This window comes from Brucella sp. NBRC 14130, from assembly GCF_040371715.1.
GTDB lineage: Bacteria > Pseudomonadota > Alphaproteobacteria > Rhizobiales > Rhizobiaceae > Brucella > Brucella intermedia.
Window position 1 is genome coordinate 20890 of sequence record NZ_BAABTE010000018.1, and the last position, 23073, is coordinate 43962.

The window sequence follows — 23073 nt, forward strand, 5'->3', positions numbered from 1 at the left end:
ACACGTTTCAATCCCGGCCTTCTTCTGGCGCTCCGAGCGGGAACAGATGCCGGAATGGTCGTGCTTCATCCAGTGCACGGGCATAGCTGGGGCGTGCAAGCAGACGTTTGCGATAGGCCCACACATTGGTGAACTCTTCGGCAATGGCATAAGTCCAATCTGCGTAGAGCAGGGAGGGAGCCGCAGCACAATCAGCCAGACTGAACTCATCGCCGGAAGCCCACTCGCGCCCAGCCATGTGCCGATCCAGAAACGCATAGGCTGTATCGAGCATTGCGCGCCAACGGTCGCCGCCATCATCATGTTCGCGGCCAAGCGCAATATAGACAAGGCGCTGTTGTGGGTAGTTTACGTAGTTATCGAAGAAGCGATCCCACATGCGTACATCAGCGCTTGCAAGTGGTTCCAAGGGGATCAGGCGTCGGGAATGGGGATAGGCAGCTTCGAGATATTCGATTATTCCGGTTGCTTCAAATACCAGTTTTCCGTTGTGCGTCAGGATTGGAAATTTGCCAAAAGGCCAGAGCGCGGCGAACTCGCTGGCAACCGGTTCGGTGCCGTCGAGCATTCTTGCTTCGAAGGCTATGTCCTTTTCATAGAAAGCTGTTATGGCCTTCTGGCAATAAGACGAGAAGGGATGCAGGTAGAGTTTCAGCGACATCATGGTCCTCCCATATCGCTACAGATCAACCTCAATCGCCGTTGCTGCGGTAGTCCGCACGATTGATGCCATGACGCTGCATCTTATCGTAAAAGGTCTTCCTTGGAATACCGAGGGCTTCAATAGTTTCCTGAACATTGCCATTATGCGCGGCGAGTGTTTCGCGAATTATCGTTTCCTCATAGCGCTCCAGCCGTTTGGGAAGCGGCTCCTGATTGCTGCTCGTGAGCGTTGTCGAATGAACCGCTTTCTCAACCCCGAGCGCCACACGGTCGGCAAAATGGGCGAGCTCGCGGACATTTCCCGGCCAGTCGTGACTCATAAGATAGCGGTTCGTAGGGGCTTCGATTGCGGGCACGTCGCGATTGAAGCGCTTTGCAGCCCGCGACAGGAAATGCGCGAAAAGCAAGGGAATATCCTCACGTCTTTCTCTCAGTGGTGGAATGGAAAGGGTGACGACGTTCAGCCTGTAATACAGGTCTTCTCGGAAGTCGCCTCTCTGTGCAGGGTCCGCAAGATCGATCTTTGCGGCCGCCACGACGCGAAGATCGACCGGGCGCACCTCGTTCGTACCGAGCGGGGTGATTTCCCGCATCTCGAGCACGCGCAGCAGTTTCACCTGTGTCGCAGCCGGCATGCTTTCTATTTCATCCAGAAACAGCGTGCCGCCACTTGCATGTTCAATCCGTCCGAGCCGCTTTTTCTGCGCTCCGGTGAAAGCGCCTGCCTCGTGACCAAATAATTCGCTTTCGATCACCGTTTCGGGCAACGCACCGCAGTTGAGAGCTACGAAATTGCCCTTGCGGCGACGGCTCCAATTGTGCAGCAATTGTGCAACCACCTCCTTGCCGCTGCCGGTTTCGCCAGCTACGAGCACATCCACATCGGTATCGGCTATATCCCGCAAGGTACGACGCAGGTTTTCCATTGCGGGTGTCTGGCCAATCAACGGCAGATCGTCCTCCACATTCTGCGCGGCTTCGCGTAAAGCGCGGTTTTCCAGAACCAGTCGGCGCGTTTCCCCGGCGCGGCGGATGCTGTGCACAAGCCTGTCGGCTGCAAACGGCTTGGCGATGAAATCATAAGCGCCGTCCTGAATGGCCTGCACGGCCATAGGAATATCACCGTGACCGGTGATCAGGATGACGGGCAGTTCAGCGTCAACCGCCTTGATCCGTGCAAAGAGCTGAAGGCCATCGATTTGCGGCATTCGCACATCCGTGACGACGACGCCGTCATAAGCAGATGTAACACTGTTCAGGGCATCCAGAGCGTTCGGAAAATCTGCAACATCGAAACCGGCCAGCTCGAGCGTCTGCCGGGTGGCGCGCCGCAGCGCCCTGTCATCGTCGACCAGAATAACGGAAGGTGATTTATCCATCATGCTTTTCTCAATTCGATGCGGAAAGACGTGCCCGCGGGGCCGCTTTCGGCAGAAATCGTCCCGCCATAATCGGTGACGATTTCCTTGACGATCACAAGACCAAGGCCGAGTCCCTTTTCCTTCGATGTATTGAAGGGCGAAAACAGATTGTCGCGAATATGTTGCGGCATGCCTGGTCCGTTATCGGAGACCGTGATGATGACCTTGCCATTCTCCACATGGGTTCGGACTTCTATCCGGCCATCATTTTCTTTTGCATCAACTGCTTCCAGTGCATTCTGGAACAGGTTTATGAAAACCTGTTCGAGCCTGATGGAATGCCCGATGACGCGTAGTTCGGGCGGTGGTAACACGACGTCGAGTTGGTCCATCCGTCCGGAAAAACGGCTTCGCAACAATACCAGGGCTCCCGAAATAACCTTGCTGAGCGAAGTTGGCTCGGAAGGAGAACGTCCTTTTCTCGCAAGCGCTTTCAAATCACCTGTGATCGTGCCGATGCGATCTGTCAGCGCCGCGATTTCGTTGAGATTGTCGGTTGCATCCGAAAGTCTCTTGCGTTCAATGAAGGTTCTTGCGTTGTCTGCATAAGCGCGGATGGTTGCAACCGGTTGGTTGATTTCATGCGCCACGCCTGCTGCGACCTGACCCATGATGGCGAGACGATTGGCATGAACAAGATCCTGCTGCACGCCCTGCAGCATCGTTTCGGTGCGGCGATGATCACTGATCTCCGCTTGCAGCCTGTCCCGCGCCAGGCTGAGGTCGCGGGTGCGTTCTTCCACCCGCTCTTCAAGTTCCATCCGTGTGCGTCGGGCATCGGTAATGCGGGCCGCGAGCTTCTGTTTGCGCCGCAGGAGAAGTCCTGCGAAGCTGGCGATCGCTGTCAGAACGATAAAGGCGAACAGCCGTGCTTCTCGGACCGCAGCAGGAATTTGCGGACGAATTGGTGCGAGACTGTACATTTGCCAGGGAGTGGAGGGCACGGCAGAGCGGATTGCAAGAAAGTCGGTATTGCGCGCGTTGCCGGGGAGCAGGGCGTCGATCAGCAGAAAGTCCCCGCTATCAAATGAAGTCACCGAAAGCGGCAAGGGTGCCAACGGTGCGTCTCCAAACTGCAGGCTATCCCGGATTGACTGGATCTGTTCCTGACCGATTGACCCGATAGTCATGAATCGCCACGACGGCAGGCTCGTAATCAGCACTATGTTGCGTTCGTCCGTTACGAAGGTTGGACGGCCGGCACTGTTCCAGTCGCTTTCGAGACGGTCGAATTCGAGTTTCACGACGATCACGCCAAGTGGACCGTTCGGGCCATCAATGCGGCGCGATATGTAGAGGCCAGGGCGATTGCTGACATTGCCGAGTGCGAAATATTCGGCATCACCGTTTCTCAACGCGTTGTGAAAATAGGGGCGAAATTTGTAGTCGTTGCCGACGAAGCTGTCCGGTTCGCGCCAGTTACTTGCAGCAATGGCGACGCCATCCATGCCGACAAGATAGATGACCGCTGCCTGCGTGCCGCGCGCGAGCGCCTCCAGTTTTTCGTTCAGGGGAGTGATCGTAGCGGGCGTCTTGTCCTGTAGCGCAGCTTCCAGTGCCCGGTCCTTTGACAGCACCAGAGGCAAAGCGCGCTGCTTGTCGAGAACTGCGCGCAACAATGCCGTATTGAGGTTGGCATCGATCCGGGCCTGCTCGCTCAATGCCAGCATGGCCTTGTCTCGCGCCAGGTCGCCGACGATCCAGAAAGCGAGTGCAAAAACCACCGCCCAAAACAAACCAAACAGCGCCCATGGGCGACGGCTGGCGTTTGTGGGCAGGGTTAGAATGTCCATGGTGGAAGGGGGCGGGCTCATCACTTTATTGTGCAATATTTCAGACATGGGAGAAATAGAAATGTGCGGATAATCGCACTTTTTATCGAGGCCCGTCACCGTAAGACATATTAAAATATTTAAAAACAATAACTTAGACCTAGCGTCGTAGACTGGCACGGAGATTGCAATCAAACAACTCAGCAGCGGTTCTGATCGCTGAAACTTGAGACTGAATGGCTCGGGAGGTTGGAACGAGTTCCAGCTGGGCCGAACGGAGGACGTCATGATTGCAGTACCGACAGGCGCCGCGGCTTCGCCGCGTGGTCCTATTCCCTTTTACAAGCACCTTTATGTACAGGTGTTGGTGGCTATTGCTGCCGGTATTCTCCTTGGTCATTTTTACCCCGAACTGGGAACGCAGCTGAAGCCGCTTGGCGATGCGTTCATCAAGCTCGTCAAAATGATTATCGCTCCGGTCATCTTTCTGACCGTTGCAACCGGCATCGCCGGTATGACCGACATGAAGAAGGTAGGTCGCGTTGCCGGTAAGGCGATGATCTACTTCCTGACATTCTCGACACTGGCCCTGATCGTCGGGCTTATCGTCGCCAATGTCGTGCAGCCGGGCGCAGGAATGCATATCGACCCGGCTTCGCTTGATCCGAAGGCCGTTGCCAATTATGCCGCCAAGGCACACGAGCAGACCATCACGGGTTTCCTGAGCAACATAATTCCAACGACAATTGTCGGCGCATTCGCTGAGGGCGACATCCTGCAGGTGCTCTTCTTCTCCGTCCTGTTCGGTATCGCACTGGCTTTGGTCGGCGATAAGGGCAAGCCTGTTACCGATTTTCTTCATGTCTTGACTGCACCGGTTTTCAAGCTGGTTGCAATCCTGATGAAGGCAGCTCCAATCGGCGCATTTGGTGCCATGGCGTTCACCATCGGTAAATATGGTATCGGTTCGATTGCCAATCTCGCACTGTTGATCGGCACCTTCTATCTCACTTCCCTGCTGTTCGTGCTTGTCGTTCTGGGAGCGGTCGCCCGCTACAATGGCTTCTCGATCCTCGCGCTCATCCGGTACATCAAGGAGGAACTGCTTCTGGTTCTGGGTACGTCTTCGTCGGAAGCGGCCCTGCCAGCGCTGATGGACAAGATGGAAAAGGCCGGCTGCAAGCGTTCGGTGGTGGGACTGGTCATTCCGACCGGCTATTCGTTCAATCTGGATGGCACCAATATCTACATGACGCTGGCCGCGCTCTTTATCGCGCAGGCGACGGACATCCCGCTGTCGTTGAGCGATCAGATTCTGCTTTTGCTGGTGGCGATGCTGAGCTCCAAGGGGGCGGCGGGCATTACAGGCGCCGGATTTATTACACTGGCGGCGACACTGTCTGTCGTTCCGGCCGTTCCGGTTGCGGGCATGGCTCTGATCCTGGGTATCGATCGCTTCATGTCCGAATGCCGGGCACTGACAAATCTTGTCGGCAATGCGGTGGCGACCATTGTGGTGGCGCGTTGGGAAAATGAACTCGACACGGACAAGCTCGCCGCAGCGATGAACGGTGCGCCTCTCATCACGGATGTTATTCCGCAGCTGGAACCCGCTGAATAATAGTGACGACTTGAAAGGAAACGGCCCGCTTCTGGCGGGCCGTTTCATATTCATCGTTCGACAGATTTGCCTTGGGTGATCAACCGGGCGCTATGCTGGCCGGAAATATAGGTCCACAGCCAGCTCCACGCGACCGCGGCACGGCTTCTTGTTCCAATCAGGAAGAAGATGTGTGCAATACCCCAGAACCACCACGCGATAATGCCTTTCAGCTTGAAGCGGCCCATATCGACCACAGCAGCGCCTCTGCCAATGGTGGCGAGATTGCCCTGATGCTTGTAACGGAACGGCATTGGCGGCGTTTGTCCTTCAATGCGGCTTTTTATGACCGTGGCAACGTAGGCACCTTGCTGTTTGGCGGCAGGCGCTATGCCCGGAACCGGCTTCCCGTCCGGTCCCTCAACCCAGGCCGTATCCCCGATGACGAAGATGTCTTTATGCCCGGGAACATTGAGGTTTGATAGAACCTTGACGCGTCCGGCACGGTCGCTCTCCGCGCCCAGCCACGTGGCGGCAGGGGAAGCCGCAACGCCAGCCGCCCAGATTGCCGTGCGGCACGGAATGAACTCTTCGCCGACTGTAACGCCCTCGGCTGTTATGTCCTTCACTGGAATCCCGAGCCGTACTTCCACGCCCAGTTTTTCCAGTGCTCTCAATGCATAGTCGGACAGATCTTCCGGAAAGGCGGCCAGAATGCGCGGACCCGCTTCGAGCAGCATTACGCGCGTTTGCCGCGTATCGATATTGCGAAATTCAGGCCATATGGTTTGCTTGGCGAGCTCTGCGATAATGCCTGCGAGCTCCACGCCAGTCGGCCCGCCGCCAACGATGGCAAATGTCAGCAGCGCCTTCCGTTTTGCTTCCTCGGTTTCGCGTTCAGCGCGCTCGAAGGCGAGGAGCAGACGGCGGCGAATGGTTGTTGCATCCTCAAGCGCCTTCAGTCCGGGCGCCAGCGCTTCCCACTGATCGTTGCCAAAATAAGCGTGGCGTGCGCCCGTGGCGAGGACGAGGATATCGTATGAAATTTCTGTGCCGTTTTCGAGTTGCACCTGCCGGAGTTCCGTATCCACATCGGTGACTGTACCCAGCAGTGTGGTCACTTCAGTGCGGTCCCGAAACAGGTGGCGGATCGGCCAGGCAATTTCGGATGTGGCGAGGATGGTTGTCGCAACCTGATATAAAAGCGGCTGGAAAAGATGATGGTTACGCTGATCGATCAATGTAATCCGCACATTGACGTTCTTGAGATCGTGGATCAATTGCAATCCGCCAAAACCGGCGCCGACAACGACAAGATGGGGGACACGCTGTTCGCTCATTACTTCCGCCTGCTTGCTGGATCAATCGGCGAGTGACCGGCCCGTTCCCAGCAGTACGCGACCGTTCGACATCAATGTATACCTGTAGATTGCGATTTCCAGACCGCTTGTCTGCGAGGGCTGGGCATTTCTGAAGGAGGCGCAGCAAATCACACCGATGACATAACCAGCAGGTTGCGACGAACTTCGTCGCCATTGCCATTTACGAGCTGCTTCTCAATGTCCAGATGGGTAGCCTTCCAGATCGGCACGGCTGCCGCAAGAGTAGCTTTGCCCTCGGGTGTGAGTTGCAATAATCGCTCGCGCCTGTCGTCGGGATTCACGATGATCTTCACCCAGCCTTGCCGCTGCAACGGCTTCAGCGCCGCGGTCAGCGTGGTTTGATCCATGGCCAGAAGCTCCGCGACCGGCTTCATTGGTGGAGGCACCGGGCGATTGAGCGACATCATCAAGGAGAACTGGCCGTTCGTTAGCCCTACCGGGCGCAGGGCATCGTCAAAGCGGCGGGCGAGGGCGCGGGCGGCGCGCTGAACATGCAAGCAAAGGCAGGTATCACGAACCAGAAGCGTTGTTTCAAAAGGTACATCACGGCTATTTGACATGATTTATTAATATTGATATCAATGTAAATCGTCAAGCAGGAACATCGATATCTACGGGCGGGAGCAAAAGCCGGAGGAGGGCTTGCACCATGAACGAGGTCGTATCCCGAGAAGTTTGGCTTGAGGCGCGGCGTGCGCTTCTGGCAAGCGAGAAAGAAGCCACCCATCTGCGCGACAAGGTCAATCGTGAGCGGCAAGCCCTGCCATGGGTGAAGGTAGACAAGGACTATACGTTCGATACGCCTTCGGGACGGAAAACGCTTTCCGATCTGTTCGACGGGCGCAGCCAGTTGCTGATCTATCATTTCATGTTCGGACCTGACTGGGATCAAGGCTGCACGGGTTGTTCGTTTCTTGCCGACAATTTTGATGGCGCGGTGGCGCATCTCAACAATCATGATGTCACGCTCGTTGCCGTTTCGCGCGGACCGCTGGCAAAGCTTGAAGCCTACAAGAAGCGGATGGGATGGCATTTCCCATGGGTCTCATCGGAAGGCAGCGATTTCAACTTCGATTATCACGTCTCCTTCACGAAGGAAGAGCTCGAAAACAATCGGGTGTTCTACAATTTCAACGAGCTTGCCGCAGAAGACGCCTTCGATGAGTTGCCGGGCATGAGCGCCTTCTACAAGGATGACAACGGCACGATCTATCACACCTATTCCAGCTATGCCCGCGGCATTGAAGAATGGATAGGCACGTTGATGATCCTTGATCGGGCGCCGAAGGGCCGCAACGAAAACGGGACGATGCATTTCGTCAAGCGGCACGATGAATACGAAACAAAGGCATCCGGTCATAGCTGTTGTAGCTGATCGTTCGAACAAAAGAGAGAACCAAGGGAGTACGTTCAATGAAACAGGGCTCATCTCCGTTCGTCTGGTACGAACTTATGACGACAGACACGGACAGCGCGCAGGATTTTTATACCAAAGTCGTCGGTTGGGCGGCGAAGGACGCCGGTGTTCCCGGCATGAAATATACGCTGTTCGAAGTGCCCGGATGCATGATTGCAGGCATGATGTCGATGGCGGACATGCCGAAGGAGGATTGCGGCGGCCAGGCGGGTTGGCTCGGTTATGTCGGCGTGGCGAATGCCGACGAATATGCGCGGAAAGTGGAAGCGGAAGGCGGCAAGGTTTTGAGGGCGCCACAGGATATCCCGAATATCGGACGGTTCGCGATTGTGTCCGACCCGCAAGACGGCATCTTTGCGCTTTTCGAACCGATGGGGGATATGCCGGCACCGGTTGATTTCGGTTCACGCAAACCGGGACATCCGGGCTGGCACGAACTTTATGCGAAGGACTGCGAGACGGTTTTTCCCTTCTACGAGAAAGTGTTTGGCTGGAAACTCTCACGCAATTTCGACATGGGCCCTATGGGCAATTACAAAGTATTCAGCGTCGATGGCGCCGATCATGGAGGCATCATGACCGCGCCTCCCGGCACACCGGTCGGCTGGGGTTTTTACTTCATGGTGGAAGGCGTCAAGGATGCAGCCGACAGGGTCAAGTCTCTTGGCGGAACCGTCCTGCAAGGACCTATGGAGGTACCGAACGGCGAGTGGGTCGTTCAATGCAAGGATCCGCAAGGTATGAACATCTCGCTTGTAGCGTCGAAACCTTAGGAAAGACTGCGCCCCGCGATTGACTGCCGGTACATTTGCGATGATTGGATGATACATCGAAACGTATCGGCGGAAGATCGACCATGCACCACAGAAGCACGCGTCAGTCTCAAAGGTCTGGAACTGTTCTCGCGGCAGATGTCGGTGGATCCTTCATTCGGCTTGCGCGCTCGACGCATCCGGGAAATATCGAGCTTCTCGAAAAGCTCCCCACTCCCGCTGACAGCTGGGAAGAATTTGGGCGCGCGCTGGAAACGGCGCTACGAACTCACGCGTCGAAAGAGGAGTGGCCACTTGCCCTCTCCATCGCCGGATTGGTCGATCCGGATACAACGACTGCGCTGTCGGCAAATATTCCCTGCATTACCGGTCACAAGCTAAGTCTCGAACTTGGGGAGCGCCTGCAGCGCCGGGTCATCGCGGCCAATGATGCCGATTGTCTGACGCTGGCAGAAGCGATTGAAGGCGCCGGTAAGGGCCACGATATCGTCTTCTGCGCAGTGCTGGGCACAGGCGTCGGCGGTGGGCTTGTTGTCGATGGCCGGCTGGTTCGAGGTAAGGGCGGATTGACTGGTGAATGGGGACATGGCCCGATCCTCAACACATCGGTGGACCTCGATGGACAAACTGTGCTGGTCCCGCGCTTCAGTTGCGGTTGCGGGCAAAGCGGTTGTGTCGATACCGTCGGCGGCGCGCGCGGGATTGAGAGGCTGCACCGTTTTCTGAATGCGGCCGATGCAACGAGCCATAGAATTATGCAGGATTGGCTCGACGGCTGTCAGATGGCCGGAAGGACAATCTCAGCCTATCTCCAACTCGTTGCCGATCCGCTGGCTGCCGTCGTCAACGTAACCGGCACATCGATCATTCCCGTGGGTGGCGGGCTTGCCACGGCGTCCGAGCTGATTTCAGCGATTGACGAGGCGGTGAGAGCCCGAATCCTGCGCAAAACGGAGCAGCCTATAGTCGTTCCCGGAATATTCGGAAGCGATGGCGGTTTGGTCGGGGCAGCAATATTGGGGCATCAGGCGTGAGCGTGTTACTCGAAGTCTGCGTGGATAGCGCCGAAGGCCTATATTCGGCGATCGAAGGTGGCGCGGATCGCATCGAACTCTGTTCCGCCCTTGAACTGGGCGGTTTGACGCCCTCGCAGGCATTGATGGAGCTTGCTTCAGATGCGCCGATCCCAGTCTACGCAATGATCAGACCCCGTGCGGGCAGCTTTTGCTTTTCGGCTGAAGACGAAGCCATCATGGCGGCAGATATTGGCAACGCCAGAAATGCCGACTTGGCAGGGGTCGTCCTCGGTGCTTCGCTTGCCGATGGTTCTCTGGATGTTACCTTGCTGGAAAGACTGATTGCAGAGGCAAAAGGTCTCGGAACCACGCTTCACCGCACCTTCGATCTCGTGCCTGACGCGGAGACCGCGTTGGAGCAGGCAATCGCGCTTGGTTTCGAACGCATCCTGACGTCCGGCCTCTCCCAGACCGCGGAAGAGGGACTGGACAATCTGCGGCATTTGGCGGGAAAGGCCGGCAAGCGCATCAGCATCATGCCCGGCAGCGGCGTCAGTGCCGGCAATGTAGGTCGGATAATCGAGGCCACCGGCGCGACAGAAGTTCATGCTTCATGTCGCGTCGCAGTCGAAGAAAAAGATTCTCGTGCAATCGCGTTCGGTTTCGCTGGGGAACGATCATTTCGAACATCAGCCCAGCGCGTGAGTGCGCTGAAAGCCGCAATGGGACATATTTAAAGGCCGTTCATTCCAAATTCCGTGTCTATGGCAGTGCTGATTTCGCGCAATGGCCAGCCGCTGAAAAGGAAATTTCTCAAACAGTTCGAGGTGGCACTTAAACCCTATTGCCACCCTGAAAGAGTTTGAGTAGAAGTGACATCACATCAAGAGTTGGGGCGACGCCCAACGCCAACCTGCCTCTCCGGGCAAGGTGGTACTCTCTGTAAAGGGAGGATGTGGCCCAACCGGCAAATATACGGATAAAGCCACTCGCGTCAGCTCCGACATAAACTAGGGACCGACGCGACATGCCGATTAAAATTCCTGACGATCTGCCAGCAACCAGTGTTCTCCAGGCCGAGGGCGTTATGGTCATGCGCGAAGCAGATGCCATTCGTCAGGATATTCGTCCGCTGAAGATCGGTCTCCTCAATCTGATGCCGAACAAGGTCACGACCGAGACGCAGATTGCGCGTCTTCTCGGCGCAACACCGTTGCAGGTGGAGCTGACGCTCGTCCGGATTACCAACCATGTGGCGCGCCATACGCCTGCCGATCACATGCTGTCCTTCTATCAGCCGTGGGAAGATGTGCGGGAGCAACGCTTCGACGGCTTTGTCATCACGGGTGCCCCGGTCGAGCGTCTCGAATTCGAGGAAGTCACCTATTGGGACGAAATGCAGCGTGTTTTCGACTGGACGCAGACCCATGTGCACCGGACGCTGAATATATGCTGGGCGGCGCAGGCTGCCGTCCATCATTTCCATGGTATGGGCAAATATGAACTGCCGGACAAGGCTTCGGGTGTCTATAGCCAGCGCAACCTTGCTCCGTCTTCACCATATCTCCGCGGATTTTCGGATGATTTCAAGATTCCGGTTTCCCGGTGGACCGAAGTGCGCAAGAGCGACATTCCGGCCGATAGCGGGTTGAAGGTGCTGGTCGACAGTCCGGAGACGGGTCTCTGTCTGTTGGACGATCCACATCACCGCTCGCTGCATATGTTCAATCATGTGGAGTATGACACCACATCGCTTGCGGATGAGTATTTCCGCGACATTCAGGCTCAGCCCGACACGAAGGTTCCGGCCAATTATTTCCCCGGAGACGATGCGACGCGCCAGCCGGAAAATCGCTGGCGCAGCCACGCGCATCTTCTGTTCGGAAACTGGATCAACGAGATGTATCAATCGACGCCATACGACCTGGAAAAGATCGGGAAGCGCTAAGAGCACATAGCAAGGACAGCCCGACCAGAACAGACCCTGTCCAGGGCAGGGCCTGCAATGACATGTACTCTAACGCAAGCCCGCCTGTTGCCGTGCCCAGGGCCACGCCCACGTGCATGGCAGACAGGTTGATCCCGACCCCGGCGTCCGCTGTTGCGGGATCGGTTGTCATGAGAAAACTCTGCACGACGGGCGATATCATCCAGCTTAAACAAGCCCAGATCATCAGCACCATACCGAAAACAGTGCTGGAGTTGATCGCAACCGGTATTGCCATCAACGCCGTTAGATAGAGGAGTGGCGTCAGCACGATGGCCAGTCGCGGCGATAGCTTGTCAGCAAGCAGGCCGCCGAGATACCCGCCCGTCATGCCAGCCAGCCCAAAGGCCAACATCGCCCATATAATTCTCTGCGAAGAGACGTGCACCGCTTCCATAAGATAGGGTGTGAGGTAGGCGAACAACACGAAATGACCGCCGATCATCAGGATGGAAACCAGTTGCGCCGATACCAACCGGAAAGATTTCAGGTGCGGCGTGTAAGGCGGCAAGCCGCGCCGGCTGCGCCCCGCGCCGGACAATGTACGCATTGACAGAAGCAGAACCAAAGCTGCGGCTGATGCCAGGCAAAGGAAAACCGCGCGCCAGCCAAGCCACTCATTGATCATCATTCCCGTGGGAACACCGGCGACCATCGAACCACTGATACCCACGAATATGATTCCGATGGCGCGCCCGCGCATTGCCGGGGTGACCAATTCCGTTGCCAGCATCGTGGCGATCAGGCAAACCGCCGCGCTTGCCATCGCCATCCCGATACGCGCGGCAAACAGAACCCCGTAATTGGGGCTCAAGCTCGCGAGGATATTGCTTGCAATGAAAACACCCAACGCAGAGACCAGAATGACTTTCCGCTCAAACCGCGTGGTGAGGACGAGCGCCAGCGGAGCGGCAAGCGCAAAGGTAATAGAGAAGATTGAGGTCAACTGACCGGCGGCGCTGACAGAAACATCCAGGCCGCGGGCGATGCCGGGAAGAATGCCTACAATAATATTCTCGGCGGTGCCGGTAACGAATGTTGCCAGCGCCAGCGCAAATATCCGGGTATCCATGTTTGCCGTTCCCTTTCATGGTAACACCATGCGGGCGACAAGCGGCCCGGCATGGCGATGTTGCATGCCGGGTTTCGAGGCAAAGCTTCGGTTATCCCTGATGTGATCTCATATCATTCAAACTGGTCTGTCGCCAGCTTTTGACGGCAATCAACTGGCGGCACGCGCCAGCCATCTGTGCCAGTCGTCTTCCGAACCGTGGAACACATTCAGGTCGATCTTGCCATTCACGCCCTGTGACAGGCCCGATCCGGAATACTGCCAGAACGTCCATGGACGACCCGGATAGACCTTGGATGGGTGCTGTGCAACTGCGCGCAGCCAGAATGGATAATTGGTGAAAGCACCTTTCAGATTGTCGTCGTAGAAATCCGGAGCGGTATAGATGATCGGCCGCTTGCCATAATGCTGCTCCAGCTTGTCCATGAAGACCTGCATTTTTTCCCGCACCTGCGCCGGGGATGGCCGTCTCTTGCAGGACGAATCGCCATTCCATTCCACATCGATGACCGGAGGAAGCGCATCGGCTTCCTTGGGAACATTGCGGATGAACCAATCTGCCTGCTGGCTTGCCACGCGGCACCAATAGAAGAAATGGTAGGCACCGCGTTTGATGCCAGCGGCTTTCGCTTCGCGCCAGTTCTTGCGGAACATTGGGTCGAGGTGGTCACCCCCGTCAGTAGCCTTGATATAAGCGAAATTTGCGCCCTGCGTGCGCAGTTTCACCCAATCGATATCGCCCTGCCAGCGGGATACATCCACGCCATGCACCGCCAGCTTGCGCGGCGATGAACGTCCGAAATTGATTGGCTTCGCATCGCGAAAGCGGTGGCTATAGACTCTGGATCGTTCCTGCGGTGCAAGGCGCACGGGTGGGTAGGCCGCGACGTCCGGAGCCGGTACCGAAATGCGGGCTTGCGGCCGCTCCTGTGGCTGCGGTCGCGGTGCAACAGGTGCTGGGGGCTCTGCCTTGAATGGACCGGCATCTGGAATAGGGCCTGCCCATGCCAGTACTTCCTCCGGGCTGGCGGCAGGCATCGGTTGGGATGCGCTCGCCATTTCACCCAAAGGAGCGGGCGGAACCGGGCGGACCACCGAACTCGTGGTCTCGGCCGAGGTTTTCGACTGGAGCATGATGCTGTCGACGCCGGAGCTTGACGTACAACCCGTCAAGGCAGCGCAGGCAAGGGCAATGACTGATACAACCGAAGAACGCATGAGCACCCGTGACGCAAAACAAATGGGTTGCAACGCTCCTCCCGAGCTAATTGCTAATCAAAGCTTACCGGGAAAAGCTGAATCCAAAGTTTACGAAATTGCTAATGCAAATTCTTTAATTCGACTGTTTGAGGATTTTTATCAAAGCTGTTGCAGTATTTTCCAGTGCGGTTTCATCAAATCCTGAGAAACCGAGGATAAGTCCCTGACGTGGCGTCAGTTTTGTAAAGAGCGTCGATAGCGGATGAACCTCGATATCAGCCTCTGCCAGAAGGGACGCGAGATGTGTATCGCTTTGTCCCTCTGGCAGGGCCAACAGTAAGGATAGTCCGGCAGGCGGGGCTTCAATCCGGAACAGGTTAGGTTCTCCGGGTGCGAGCGCTGCTATCAGTTTGCGGCGGCGCGAGGCATGGATGCGGCGCATGCGTCTTATGTGCTGCGCAAAGGCCCCCGTTTCAATGAACGCGGACAGGGCTGGCTGCGCGAGCGGCGAGGGCGCGGGAAACAACGTCTGACGTAGTTCCCGAAATTGCGCCACCCTATGCGACGGCACGATCAGAAAGCCGAGCCGCAAGACGGGAGAGAAGACCTTGGAGAAGCTTCCGATATAAAGAATACGGTCCGGGTCCAGCGACATCAGCGCCGGCAGCGGCTGGCCGATATAACGATGCTCACTGTCGTAATCGTCCTCGATGATTATCGCATCACGTTCTCTTGCCCAGGCAATCAGTTCGAGACGGCGTCCCAAGGTCATGGTTACGCCTGTCGGGTGGTGCCGTGCCGGGGTAACAAAAGCACCGCGCGCATCATCGGCCTTGTTTCGACCGGTGGAAACATCGAGTCCTCCGCCGTCGACCGGGACAGGAATGATGTTCAGGCCATTGACGCCAAGGATCTTACGCGCCGGTGGATAACCCGGTTCTTCCATCCACAGCCTGTCGCCGTGGGTGAACAAGGCTTCCCGGATCAGTGAAAGCGCATCTGCGCTGCCGCCGGTTATTATGATCTGCTCCGGCGACACGACCATGCCGCGCCATTCGTGCAAATGGCGGGCCAACGATGAACGCAGAGGATAGAAGCCGAATACATCGTCACTGTTCAACAGGTCCGGGGAAGGCTTGCGCCAGATGCGGCCCAGTAGCTTTCCCCACTCATCGTGGGGGAAATGATCGCTGTCGAATACGCCGAGACGAAAGGGCTTTGGATTCTCCCGGTGAAAATGCAGCTGGTCAATCACATGAAGAGGCGGTTGATTTACGGTAAGGCTGCTGTCGGGAAGTTCAGCGGCGACGTGAGTGCCCGAACCCAGCCTTCCCTCCAGATAGCCTTCAGCAATCAACTGATCGAATGCCGCAAGGACCGTTGTTCGCGACAAGCCAAGCTCCAAGGATAAGGCGCGGGTGGACGGCAGTCTGGCATTGGGCTTCAGCCGTCCGGCTAAAACGGCTTGCCTTATCTGGTCAACCAACTGGGCGCTAAGCGGAATATCGCTGCCGCGATCGATCCCGAACTCCGGAAGTGTATTGGAAATTGGCATCTTCGTATTCGGTCAAAGTGGCTATTTTGTCAAAGCCACTATGCAGGCAGTTTGGCCAGATATAAAGGAGAAATATCGGCCATGACGAAAGCCCCCACCGAACGCAGTCGCGTAAAGCGCCTGCACGAACGCGGCGCCTATGATGCAGCCACGGTTCATGCAATCATTGATGCCCAACCTCTGGCACATGTGGCCTATGTGTTCAACGGAACGCCCTATGTCACGCCAACGCTTGTCTGGCGGGAAGGCAATTCCATCTACTGGCACGGCTCATCCGCCAGCCGAATGCTGGAAAGCTGCGACCAGGCGGAAGTCTGCGTCAGTTTTACCCTGCTCGACGGACTGGTTCTCGCACGTTCCGCGTTTCATCATTCCTGCAATTATCGCTCGGTCATGGCTTTTGGGACAGCGCGCAAAGTTTCCGACGTCGCGATGAAGGAGCATCACCTGCGCAGTTTCGTAAACGGCCTTTTCCCCGGTCGCTGGGAAGGATTGCGCCCGATGATGGCAAAGGAGCTGAAGGCCACCATGCTTCTCGAACTGGAACTGAACGAGGCTTCAGCAAAAATCCGTTCCGGCCCACCGAAGGATGACGATGCCGATTATGCGCTGCCGATCTGGGCCGGTGTCATTCCCATGACTATCCAGATGGGAACGCCGGTGAATGATGGTCGTATTCTGCCCGGCGTTTCTGCGCCGCAAGGGGTTATGCAGTTCGGTTACGGGGCGGAAGCTGCCGAATAACCGTCGGGACTTATGCGGGTCCGAGAAAGATGTGCGTCTCGGACTTTGCAATCCCGTCCATGGCACGAATGCCTGTTACCAGCCGGTGAAATTCATTCATATTGGGGACTTCGATCTCGGCGATCAGGTCCCAGGTGCCGTTTGTCGTGTTCACTGCGGAAAAGCCCGGATTTTTACGCAATGTCGCGATAACGCTTTTGATGTTTCGTCCAGTCAGTTCGATCATCATGATGCCACGGATCATGTCTGTAGACCCATGATCTTTCAGCCGGACCGTAAAGCCAGCAATGACGCCCGATGCGATCAAACGCTCCATCCGGCTCTGGATCGTACCGCGCGCTACCCCAAGGATGCTTGCCAGTGTCGGGATGGACGCACGTGCATTGATACGCAGTTCCGAGATTAATCGTTGATCCAGATCATCCATCGTCACACCGCCTTTTGACGATTTCGTCAGTTTGATTGCGTTTATCGCAGATTGTTGGACTTTTCTATACAGAATTGGCGTTTTCGTTGATCCTTTGCTCCGTTAGCGTGCTTGAAAACAAACAAGCCGGACAAGCAGCAACGCAACCGGCGGGGGAATTTCGGAGGTGGATCGATGAAACGTTTCGTTTTTCCGCTCCTGGATAACCAGGATGCGACGATCTTGCCTGTTCCGAATCTGTTTTCCCGAGCAATTTGCCGCCGCCCTTCAGGCGTCGGTGATCTGGAAAGATGCGTCCAGCCGGGCGCTCGGAACGGGCGTCGCCCGTGATCGCGTCACGATCACTTAGGAGAAAACGAAATGAAAACTCTTCTGTCTTCACTTATTGCCGCTGGCATCGGTGCCCTGATGATGCTCGCACCCGCGCAGGCGAATGACCTTGAAAAGGTCAAGCAGAGCGGTGAATTGCGCATCGGCATGAGCGGCGTTTTCCCGCCATTCAGCTTTGTCGACGGTCAGAACCAGGTTGTTGGCTTCGACGTCGATATCGGCACTGAAATCGCCAAGCGCCTTGGTGTGAAGCCGGTTGTCGTAACCACCGCTTTCGATGGCATCATTGCCGGTCTGCGCGCGGGCAAGTTCGATGTGGTCGTCGGCAGCATGAGCATCACGCCCGAACGTGAAAAGGCCGTCGATTTTGCAGGCCCTTATTATCGTGGTGGCCGTGGCATCTTCGTGACGGAAGCTTCCCCGATCAAGTCCATGGACGAACTGAAGCAGGGCAAGACCATCGCCGTTACGCTTGGTGAAACCAGCGACAAGTGGGCGCGCGAGCAGGGCGGCTGGACGGTTCGCACCTATAAGGGCATTCCGGAATTACTGCTGGAGCTTCGTTCAGGTCGCGTCGACGCCATTGCTTCGGATGATATTCCGATCCTGATCGCCATCAAGGAAAGCGGCGAGAAGGTTCGCCAGCTCGATACGCCTGAGCTTCAGGGCACCGACAATGTCGGCATCGCCCTGCGTAAGGGTAATCCTGAGCTGAAGGATGCCATCAACAAGGCTCTCGACGACATGAAGGCCGATGGCACCTACGAGAAGATCTCGACCAAATGGATCGGCCGCGACATCCGCTAACTATTTGAAACCCCTTGCCGGGATGGCTGTTCCACAATTGTCCCGGCAACATGTCTTTCCGACTTGGTTCTCCAGACAGGAAAGGGGAGATGATGAATTTCTCTTTGATGGCGGAGGTCTTTCCATATTTTCTGGAAGCCGCCCTGGTCACCGTCGAAATATCGGCGCTGGCCATTCTTATAGGACTGAGCGTCGGCGCACTTGCCACAGCTGCGAAACTATCGCGCTTCTGGCCCTTGCGTTTTATCGGAGCCGCTTACGTCAGCGTGTTTCGCGGCACCCCGTGTCTTCTGCAGCTCTTCGTTCTCTATTTCGGCGGGCCGCAGATCGGCATCAATCTTGAGCCTTTCGCAGCCGGTGCCATTGGCCTTGGGCTCAATATCGGCGCCTATTACGCCGAAGCCATGCGAGGCGCCATTCTGACGGTGGATGCCGGCCAGAACGAAGCTGCCCGTTCCATCGGTTTCAGCAGCGGACAGTCGATGCGCTTTGTAGTGCTGCCGCAGGCAGCCCGCCTGATGATCCGCTCGCTCGGCGTCAACACCGTGATGCTGATCAAGGGGTCCGCTCTGGTTTCAGCGATTTCGGTGGTCGAACTGACCTATACGGCCCAGCGCTTCATCGGCTCGACCTACCGGCCCTTTGAAATCTTCGGGATCGCTGCGGCCATCTACATGGTCCTCATCTATATCGTTGCACGCTTCGTCGATTTCCTCGAAGCCCGCTACGCACTCAAATAGGCGGTGACACCATGCAACTCGATTTCTCCATCGTCCCGCCTTATACTGAACTGCTGATGACCGGCGTCTGGTGGACGCTCATCATCGCTGTGTCCTCATCTATCGTCAGCTTCTTCGGCGGCATCGCGTTTGCCTTGCTCGTCCTATACGGCAACTGGCTGGTACGTTATCCGGTTCGTTTCTTCATCTGGCTGTTCATGGGCACGCCTCTGCTCCTGCAGCTCTTCCTGCTCTACTATGGCCTCTCGCAGATCGGCATCAACATTCCCGCCTTGTGGACCGGCATTATAGGCCTTGGCCTGCATTTCGCGGTTTATAATTCCGATCTTTTCCGCACTGCGATCCTGACCGTCGATCCGGGGCAGAACGAAGGCGCCCGTTCGCTAGGCTTCGGCAGCGGTCAGACCTTGCGCTACATCATCGTACCGCAGGCCGTGCGCAATGCGCTCCCGCAGGTGGGCAACAACCTGATTGCCCTTCTGAAGGACACGGCTCTCGTGTCGGTAATCGGGATTACCGAGCTGGTGCATGCATCGCAGCAGGCGATCAGTGAAACCTACAGCCCGTTTGAATTCTACATCACTGCCGCAGTGATCTTCTACGTACTCAATCTCATCCTGGAAGCCGGATTGCACTGGATGGAAAAGAAAGTCGAGGCTTACCGATGAGTAACAGCAAACCCATGGTGGAAGTGCGCGACGTCCACAAGGCTTATGGCGCACTCGAGGTTCTCAAAGGCATCAACCTGTCGGTCGAACGCGGCCAAATCATTGCCATTATCGGCCCTTCCGGTTCCGGTAAAAGCACGTTGCTTCGCTCCATCAACCATCTGGAAACAGTCAATTCGGGCCAGATTCTGCTTGACGGCGTACAGGTGAACCAGTCGTTGAGCGGACGTGCCTTCGAGCGGCATATCAATGCCGTGCGCCAGCAGATGGGCATGGTTTTCCAGCACTTCAATCTGTTCCCGCATCTCAATGTCATGGAAAACATCACGCTCGGGCCTATCAAGTTGAAGGGCAAGAGCAAGCAGGAAGCCCAGGAACTGGCCGTTTCCCTTTTGAAGAAAGTCGGTCTCGCCGACAAGGCTTCCATGTATCCGTCGCGTCTGTCGGGCGGACAGAAGCAGCGTGTGGCAATCGCCCGCGCACTCGCGATGCAGCCGAAAGTCATGCTGTTTGACGAAGCGACATCCGCGCTCGATCCGGAACTGGTCGAGGAGGTCAACCAGGTCATGAAACAGCTCGCGCAGGAGCATATGACCATGCTGATCGTGACCCATGAAATGCGTTTCGCGGCTGAAGTCTCCGACAAGGTGCTGTTCATGGACAAGGGCGTGGTGGTGGAGGAAGGCAAGCCGGATGTGATCTTCACCAATCCGGAAAATGAGAGAACGCGTGCGTTCCTGAAAAAGTATCTCAACCAGTAAGTGACTTTTTAAAACAGATCATGAGACCCGCCTGTACCTTGCCCAAGGTACGGAGACGGGGAACTATTGAGCGAGGAAAGACCGTGGCAAGCCCAAATGAATGGAACCCGACGGAACGGGTGCGAGAACTCTCCTATCGCATGGTGAAATGGCCAAGTGAGACCGGAACACCTGACGAGGCATCGTTCGGACCCAAGCTTGCCGAACTTTTGCGCGAGATTCCCTACTTCCAGGAAAATCCTGACGACATTGCTGTCATCGACAGCCACGGTTCACCAATGACCAGGAATGTCGTTGCGGTCGTTCGCGGCACCGGGCGGCGGACTTTGGCGCTGGCCGGCCATTTCGATGTGGTGGAAACCGGCAATTACCGGGATTTGAAACATCTGGCTTTTGAGCCCGACGCCTTGCTTGAAGCGCTTCTTGCTGACCTTTCGAGCCGTCCACTTGCACCGAACGAGGAAAAGGCTCTCGCCGATTTCAGGAGCGGAAATTACATTCCCGGCCGAGGCATGCTCGACATGAAAAGCGGGGTCGCCGCAGGTATTGCGGTATTGGAACGTTTCTCGCAGCAGCCGGACCGGGAAGGCAATCTGATCCTGTACGCTACACCTGACGAAGAACGCGGGTCGCGGGGAATGCGCAGTCTGCGCGACGCCTTGCCGGAACTTGTCGAACGTTGGGGTCTCGATATCGCTGCCGGTATCAATCTGGATGCTACAAGCGATCAGGGCGAGGGTGCGGAAGGCCGCGCCATCTATCGTGGCACCATCGGCAAACAGCTTCCCTTTGCTTTCGTGGTTGGCCAGCCATCCCATGCGAGCTATCCGTTCGAAGGTGTCAGCGCGCATCTCATCGCGTCCGAAATCATGCGGGCGGTCGAAGCCAATGCGGCTGTTTGCGATACGGGCGACGGCGAGGTCTCGCCTCCGCCTATCTGTCTTGAAGCACGAGATTTCCGCGGCGGTTATGAAGTGACCACGCCGGAACGGACATGGGTTGCGTTCAACTGGCTGACCCATTCCGTCTCGCCAGATGCCCTGTTTCAGCGTTTCAAGTCGATTGTCGGCGAGGCGCTGGATCGTGCAATCACACATTTCAATGTCGAGGCGGACCGGTTTGCAAAGCTGGTCGGCAGCGAGGCGAACGTCAATCACAAGGGCCGAATTCTGACCACAGCCCAGTTGCGCGAGGAGGTTCGCCGCGTTGGCGGCGATGCGGCGCTGGGACGGATCGCAGTGTTGGAAGCTGAACTTTCAAGCAGCGACAACCCGCTCCTCATTACGCGCGAACTTGTGGACCGAATGGTCGCGGAGGCCCGCGTTACTGGCCCGACGGTGGTTATCGGCTTTGGAAGTCTCGTCTATCCGCATGTTCGCATGGGAGTTGAAACGGTAGAAGAACAGCGTTTTGCCGAAGCTCTGGAAACCGCACGTGTGGACGCGGAGCGCCAGTTCGACACGACCATCCGGTATCGGGAGATATTTGCCGGTATCTCCGATATGAGTTTCTTCGGCCATGTGCCGGATGCGGCGGATAGCGAGGTCATTGCGGCCAACACACCGGCAGCTCAATTCATAGACCGTGCCAATCCGAAGGCGCTTTCATATCCTGTGGTGAATATCGGTCCGTGGGGCCGCGAGTACCATCAGCGGCTGGAACGGGTCTACGCTCCCTATGCCTTTACCGTGCTGCCCCAGTTTCTCTATGACATAGCCGCGCGTTTCCTCAAGCCCTAGCTGTTGCAAATAGCGCGATGTCCTCACTTTGCCTGATTGACAGTTATAGCGATCATGTGGAGGACATCGTCAGCGCTGCAACCGCGGGAAAGGTCGTTGGCCGGTTTGGCCAGCCCCTGAAGCACGGGACCGATGGCCTGTGCGCCACCGATGCGCTGGGCAATCTTGTAGCCGATATTGGCGGCCTCAAGATTGGGAAACACGAACACGTTGGCGTTGCCCTTCAAGGGTGAATCCGGCGATTTTGCGTGGCTGATCGCCTCCACAAAAGCCGTGTCGAATTGAAGTTCGCCGTCGATGCACAGATCGGGATTCCGGTCTCTGACCGTCCGCGTCGCCTGCACCACCTTCGACACGCGCTCATGTGCGGCACTGCCGCCGGTGGAGAAGGACAGCATGGCGACGGCTGCGTCTTTTTCGGTAAGCTGGCGATAAGAGTCTGCCGACTGGATGGCGATATCGGCCAGCTGTGCGGCATCCGGTTCCACCACGAGGCCGCAATCGGCAAAGACGAAAGCGCCTTTCTTCTGATGATAGGTCTGACATAAAAGCATCAGGAAAAAGCTTGAAACAAGCGATGCTCCTTCGGCCTTGCCGATGATCTGCAACGCATGGCGAACCACATCGGCTGTGGTTGCAACCGCACCGGCAACCGTTCCATCGGCATCGCCTTCACGCACCATCATGGCAGCAAAGCCGAGCGGCGTCTTCACCATCGCCTCGGCCTGTTCTTCCCTCGTGCCCTTAGCCTGGCGCAGTTGGTAGAGCTTGTGCGCATAATCCGCACTTCTATCCGATGTCTTGGGATCGATAACTGCAATTGATGATCCATTGCCGACAACGTTTTCGGACCCCAGAAGCGTGATGCGGGCAATACCTTCGCGCTCTGCACGCAGCGCCGCGTCGATTATGCGCGGATCTTCACCCTCGGCTAGCACAATGTGCCGCGGCCTCGAACGCGCTTTTTCAATAATCTTTTCTAATGGCAGCATGGAAGTG

General features: G+C 56.6%; 23 protein-coding genes and 1 riboswitch. Of the genes, 13 read left to right on the plus strand and 10 right to left on the minus strand.

What is annotated here, in order from left to right; all coding sequences use genetic code 11:
* Positions 1-7: 7 nt before the first annotated feature.
* The 3 genes from ABWW28_RS24145 to ABWW28_RS24155 are packed head-to-tail and all read right to left on the minus strand — an operon-like array spanning position 8 to position 3898.
* Positions 8-661 carry a glutathione S-transferase family protein gene (locus tag ABWW28_RS24145; protein ID WP_151569831.1) on the minus strand — a complete coding sequence of 218 codons (654 nt, stop codon included), beginning with the start codon at positions 659-661 and terminating at the stop codon, positions 8-10.
* A gap of 31 nt (positions 662-692) precedes the next feature.
* Positions 693-2042: a sigma-54-dependent transcriptional regulator gene (locus tag ABWW28_RS24150; protein WP_176588029.1), complete on the minus strand. Its 1350-nt coding sequence runs from the start codon at positions 2040-2042 to the stop codon at positions 693-695.
* The gene (locus ABWW28_RS24155; RefSeq protein ID WP_376780814.1) at positions 2042-3898 is read right to left on the minus strand and encodes a sensor histidine kinase; all 1857 of its coding nucleotides are present in this window, start codon (positions 3896-3898) and stop codon (positions 2042-2044) included. The genes ABWW28_RS24150 and ABWW28_RS24155 overlap by 1 nt, the downstream gene beginning before the upstream one ends.
* A gap of 244 nt (positions 3899-4142) precedes the next feature.
* Between ABWW28_RS24155 and ABWW28_RS24160 the strand changes: the two genes are divergently transcribed.
* Complete coding sequence (locus tag ABWW28_RS24160) at positions 4143-5477, plus strand: dicarboxylate/amino acid:cation symporter (protein WP_021585632.1); 1335 nt, start codon at positions 4143-4145, stop codon at positions 5475-5477.
* Between the two features lie 50 nt (positions 5478-5527).
* Here the strand turns inward: ABWW28_RS24160 and ABWW28_RS24165 are convergent, their stop codons facing one another.
* Together ABWW28_RS24165 and ABWW28_RS24170 are read right to left on the minus strand one after the other, a co-directional pair.
* The gene (locus tag ABWW28_RS24165; protein WP_176587853.1) at positions 5528-6796 is read right to left on the minus strand and encodes an NAD(P)/FAD-dependent oxidoreductase; all 1269 of its coding nucleotides are present in this window, start codon (positions 6794-6796) and stop codon (positions 5528-5530) included.
* Positions 6797-6945: 149 nt separating this feature from the next.
* Positions 6946-7398, minus strand: coding sequence for a MarR family winged helix-turn-helix transcriptional regulator (locus ABWW28_RS24170; RefSeq protein WP_176587852.1), 453 nt, complete (start codon positions 7396-7398; stop codon positions 6946-6948).
* A gap of 89 nt (positions 7399-7487) precedes the next feature.
* On the opposite strand from ABWW28_RS24170, the gene ABWW28_RS24175 reads away from it, so the two are divergent.
* The 5 genes from ABWW28_RS24175 to metA all read left to right on the plus strand — a co-directional run bounded on the left by ABWW28_RS24175 (position 7488) and on the right by metA (position 11992).
* Positions 7488-8213, plus strand: a complete 726-nt coding sequence (locus ABWW28_RS24175; RefSeq protein WP_176587851.1) for a DUF899 domain-containing protein — start codon at positions 7488-7490, stop codon at positions 8211-8213.
* Positions 8214-8251: 38 nt separating this feature from the next.
* A complete protein-coding gene (locus ABWW28_RS24180) occupies positions 8252-9028 on the plus strand; it encodes a VOC family protein (protein ID WP_176587850.1) in 777 nt (258 codons plus the stop codon).
* Between the two features lie 83 nt (positions 9029-9111).
* Positions 9112-10062 (plus strand): ROK family protein, encoded by a 951-nt coding sequence (locus tag ABWW28_RS24185; protein ID WP_176587849.1) that lies wholly within the window; start codon positions 9112-9114, stop codon positions 10060-10062.
* Entirely contained in the window at positions 10059-10781 is a 723-nt protein-coding gene (locus tag ABWW28_RS24190) for a copper homeostasis protein CutC (RefSeq protein WP_176587848.1), read from the plus strand. The genes ABWW28_RS24185 and ABWW28_RS24190 overlap by 4 nt, the downstream gene beginning before the upstream one ends.
* Before the next feature lie 138 nt (positions 10782-10919).
* A riboswitch (SAM-I-IV-variant riboswitch) is annotated at positions 10920-11029 on the plus strand.
* 42 nt (positions 11030-11071) lie between these two features.
* Positions 11072-11992 carry a homoserine O-acetyltransferase MetA gene (metA, locus tag ABWW28_RS24195; protein ID WP_025091985.1) on the plus strand — a complete coding sequence of 307 codons (921 nt, stop codon included), beginning with the start codon at positions 11072-11074 and terminating at the stop codon, positions 11990-11992.
* On the opposite strand, the gene ABWW28_RS24200 is transcribed toward metA, so the two are convergent.
* The 3 genes from ABWW28_RS24200 to pdxR all read right to left on the minus strand — a co-directional run bounded on the left by ABWW28_RS24200 (position 11937) and on the right by pdxR (position 15858).
* Positions 11937-13103 carry an MFS transporter gene (locus ABWW28_RS24200; protein ID WP_176587847.1) on the minus strand — a complete coding sequence of 389 codons (1167 nt, stop codon included), beginning with the start codon at positions 13101-13103 and terminating at the stop codon, positions 11937-11939. The two genes, metA and ABWW28_RS24200, sit on opposite strands and share 56 nt — an antisense overlap.
* A 150-nt stretch (positions 13104-13253) precedes the next feature.
* Positions 13254-14321, minus strand: a complete 1068-nt coding sequence (locus tag ABWW28_RS24205) for a glycoside hydrolase family 25 protein (RefSeq protein ID WP_176587846.1) — start codon at positions 14319-14321, stop codon at positions 13254-13256.
* Positions 14322-14436: 115 nt separating this feature from the next.
* Positions 14437-15858, minus strand: a complete 1422-nt coding sequence (pdxR, locus tag ABWW28_RS24210) for a MocR-like pyridoxine biosynthesis transcription factor PdxR (protein ID WP_176587845.1) — start codon at positions 15856-15858, stop codon at positions 14437-14439.
* An 81-nt stretch (positions 15859-15939) separates the two neighbouring features.
* Here pdxR and ABWW28_RS24215 point away from each other — a divergent pair, with 81 nt between their 5' ends.
* Entirely contained in the window at positions 15940-16602 is a 663-nt protein-coding gene (locus tag ABWW28_RS24215; protein WP_353392584.1) for a pyridoxamine 5'-phosphate oxidase family protein, read from the plus strand.
* A gap of 10 nt (positions 16603-16612) precedes the next feature.
* Here ABWW28_RS24215 and ABWW28_RS24220 read toward each other — a convergent pair whose 3' ends face one another.
* Complete coding sequence (locus tag ABWW28_RS24220; protein ID WP_006471741.1) at positions 16613-17029, minus strand: Lrp/AsnC family transcriptional regulator; 417 nt, start codon at positions 17027-17029, stop codon at positions 16613-16615.
* Positions 17030-17240: 211 nt separating this feature from the next.
* Here ABWW28_RS24220 and ABWW28_RS24225 point away from each other — a divergent pair, with 211 nt between their 5' ends.
* The 6 genes from ABWW28_RS24225 to ABWW28_RS24250 all read left to right on the plus strand — a co-directional run bounded on the left by ABWW28_RS24225 (position 17241) and on the right by ABWW28_RS24250 (position 22074).
* Positions 17241-17378 (plus strand): hypothetical protein, encoded by a 138-nt coding sequence (locus ABWW28_RS24225; protein ID WP_157808402.1) that lies wholly within the window; start codon positions 17241-17243, stop codon positions 17376-17378.
* 11 nt (positions 17379-17389) lie between these two features.
* Positions 17390-18166: an ABC transporter substrate-binding protein gene (locus tag ABWW28_RS24230; RefSeq protein WP_176072914.1), complete on the plus strand. Its 777-nt coding sequence runs from the start codon at positions 17390-17392 to the stop codon at positions 18164-18166.
* Between the two features lie 92 nt (positions 18167-18258).
* Positions 18259-18906 (plus strand): amino acid ABC transporter permease, encoded by a 648-nt coding sequence (locus ABWW28_RS24235; protein ID WP_006471742.1) that lies wholly within the window; start codon positions 18259-18261, stop codon positions 18904-18906.
* 11 nt (positions 18907-18917) lie between these two features.
* Positions 18918-19574, plus strand: a complete 657-nt coding sequence (locus ABWW28_RS24240; protein ID WP_176587843.1) for an amino acid ABC transporter permease — start codon at positions 18918-18920, stop codon at positions 19572-19574.
* Complete coding sequence (locus ABWW28_RS24245; protein WP_282187530.1) at positions 19571-20335, plus strand: amino acid ABC transporter ATP-binding protein; 765 nt, start codon at positions 19571-19573, stop codon at positions 20333-20335. The genes ABWW28_RS24240 and ABWW28_RS24245 overlap by 4 nt, the downstream gene beginning before the upstream one ends.
* Before the next feature lie 140 nt (positions 20336-20475).
* The gene (locus tag ABWW28_RS24250) at positions 20476-22074 is read left to right on the plus strand and encodes a M20/M25/M40 family metallo-hydrolase (RefSeq protein ID WP_210268880.1); all 1599 of its coding nucleotides are present in this window, start codon (positions 20476-20478) and stop codon (positions 22072-22074) included.
* 23 nt (positions 22075-22097) lie between these two features.
* Here ABWW28_RS24250 and pta read toward each other — a convergent pair whose 3' ends face one another.
* Complete coding sequence (gene pta / locus ABWW28_RS24255; protein ID WP_176587841.1) at positions 22098-23066, minus strand: phosphate acetyltransferase; 969 nt, start codon at positions 23064-23066, stop codon at positions 22098-22100.
* Between the last annotated feature and the right edge of the window lie 7 nt (positions 23067-23073).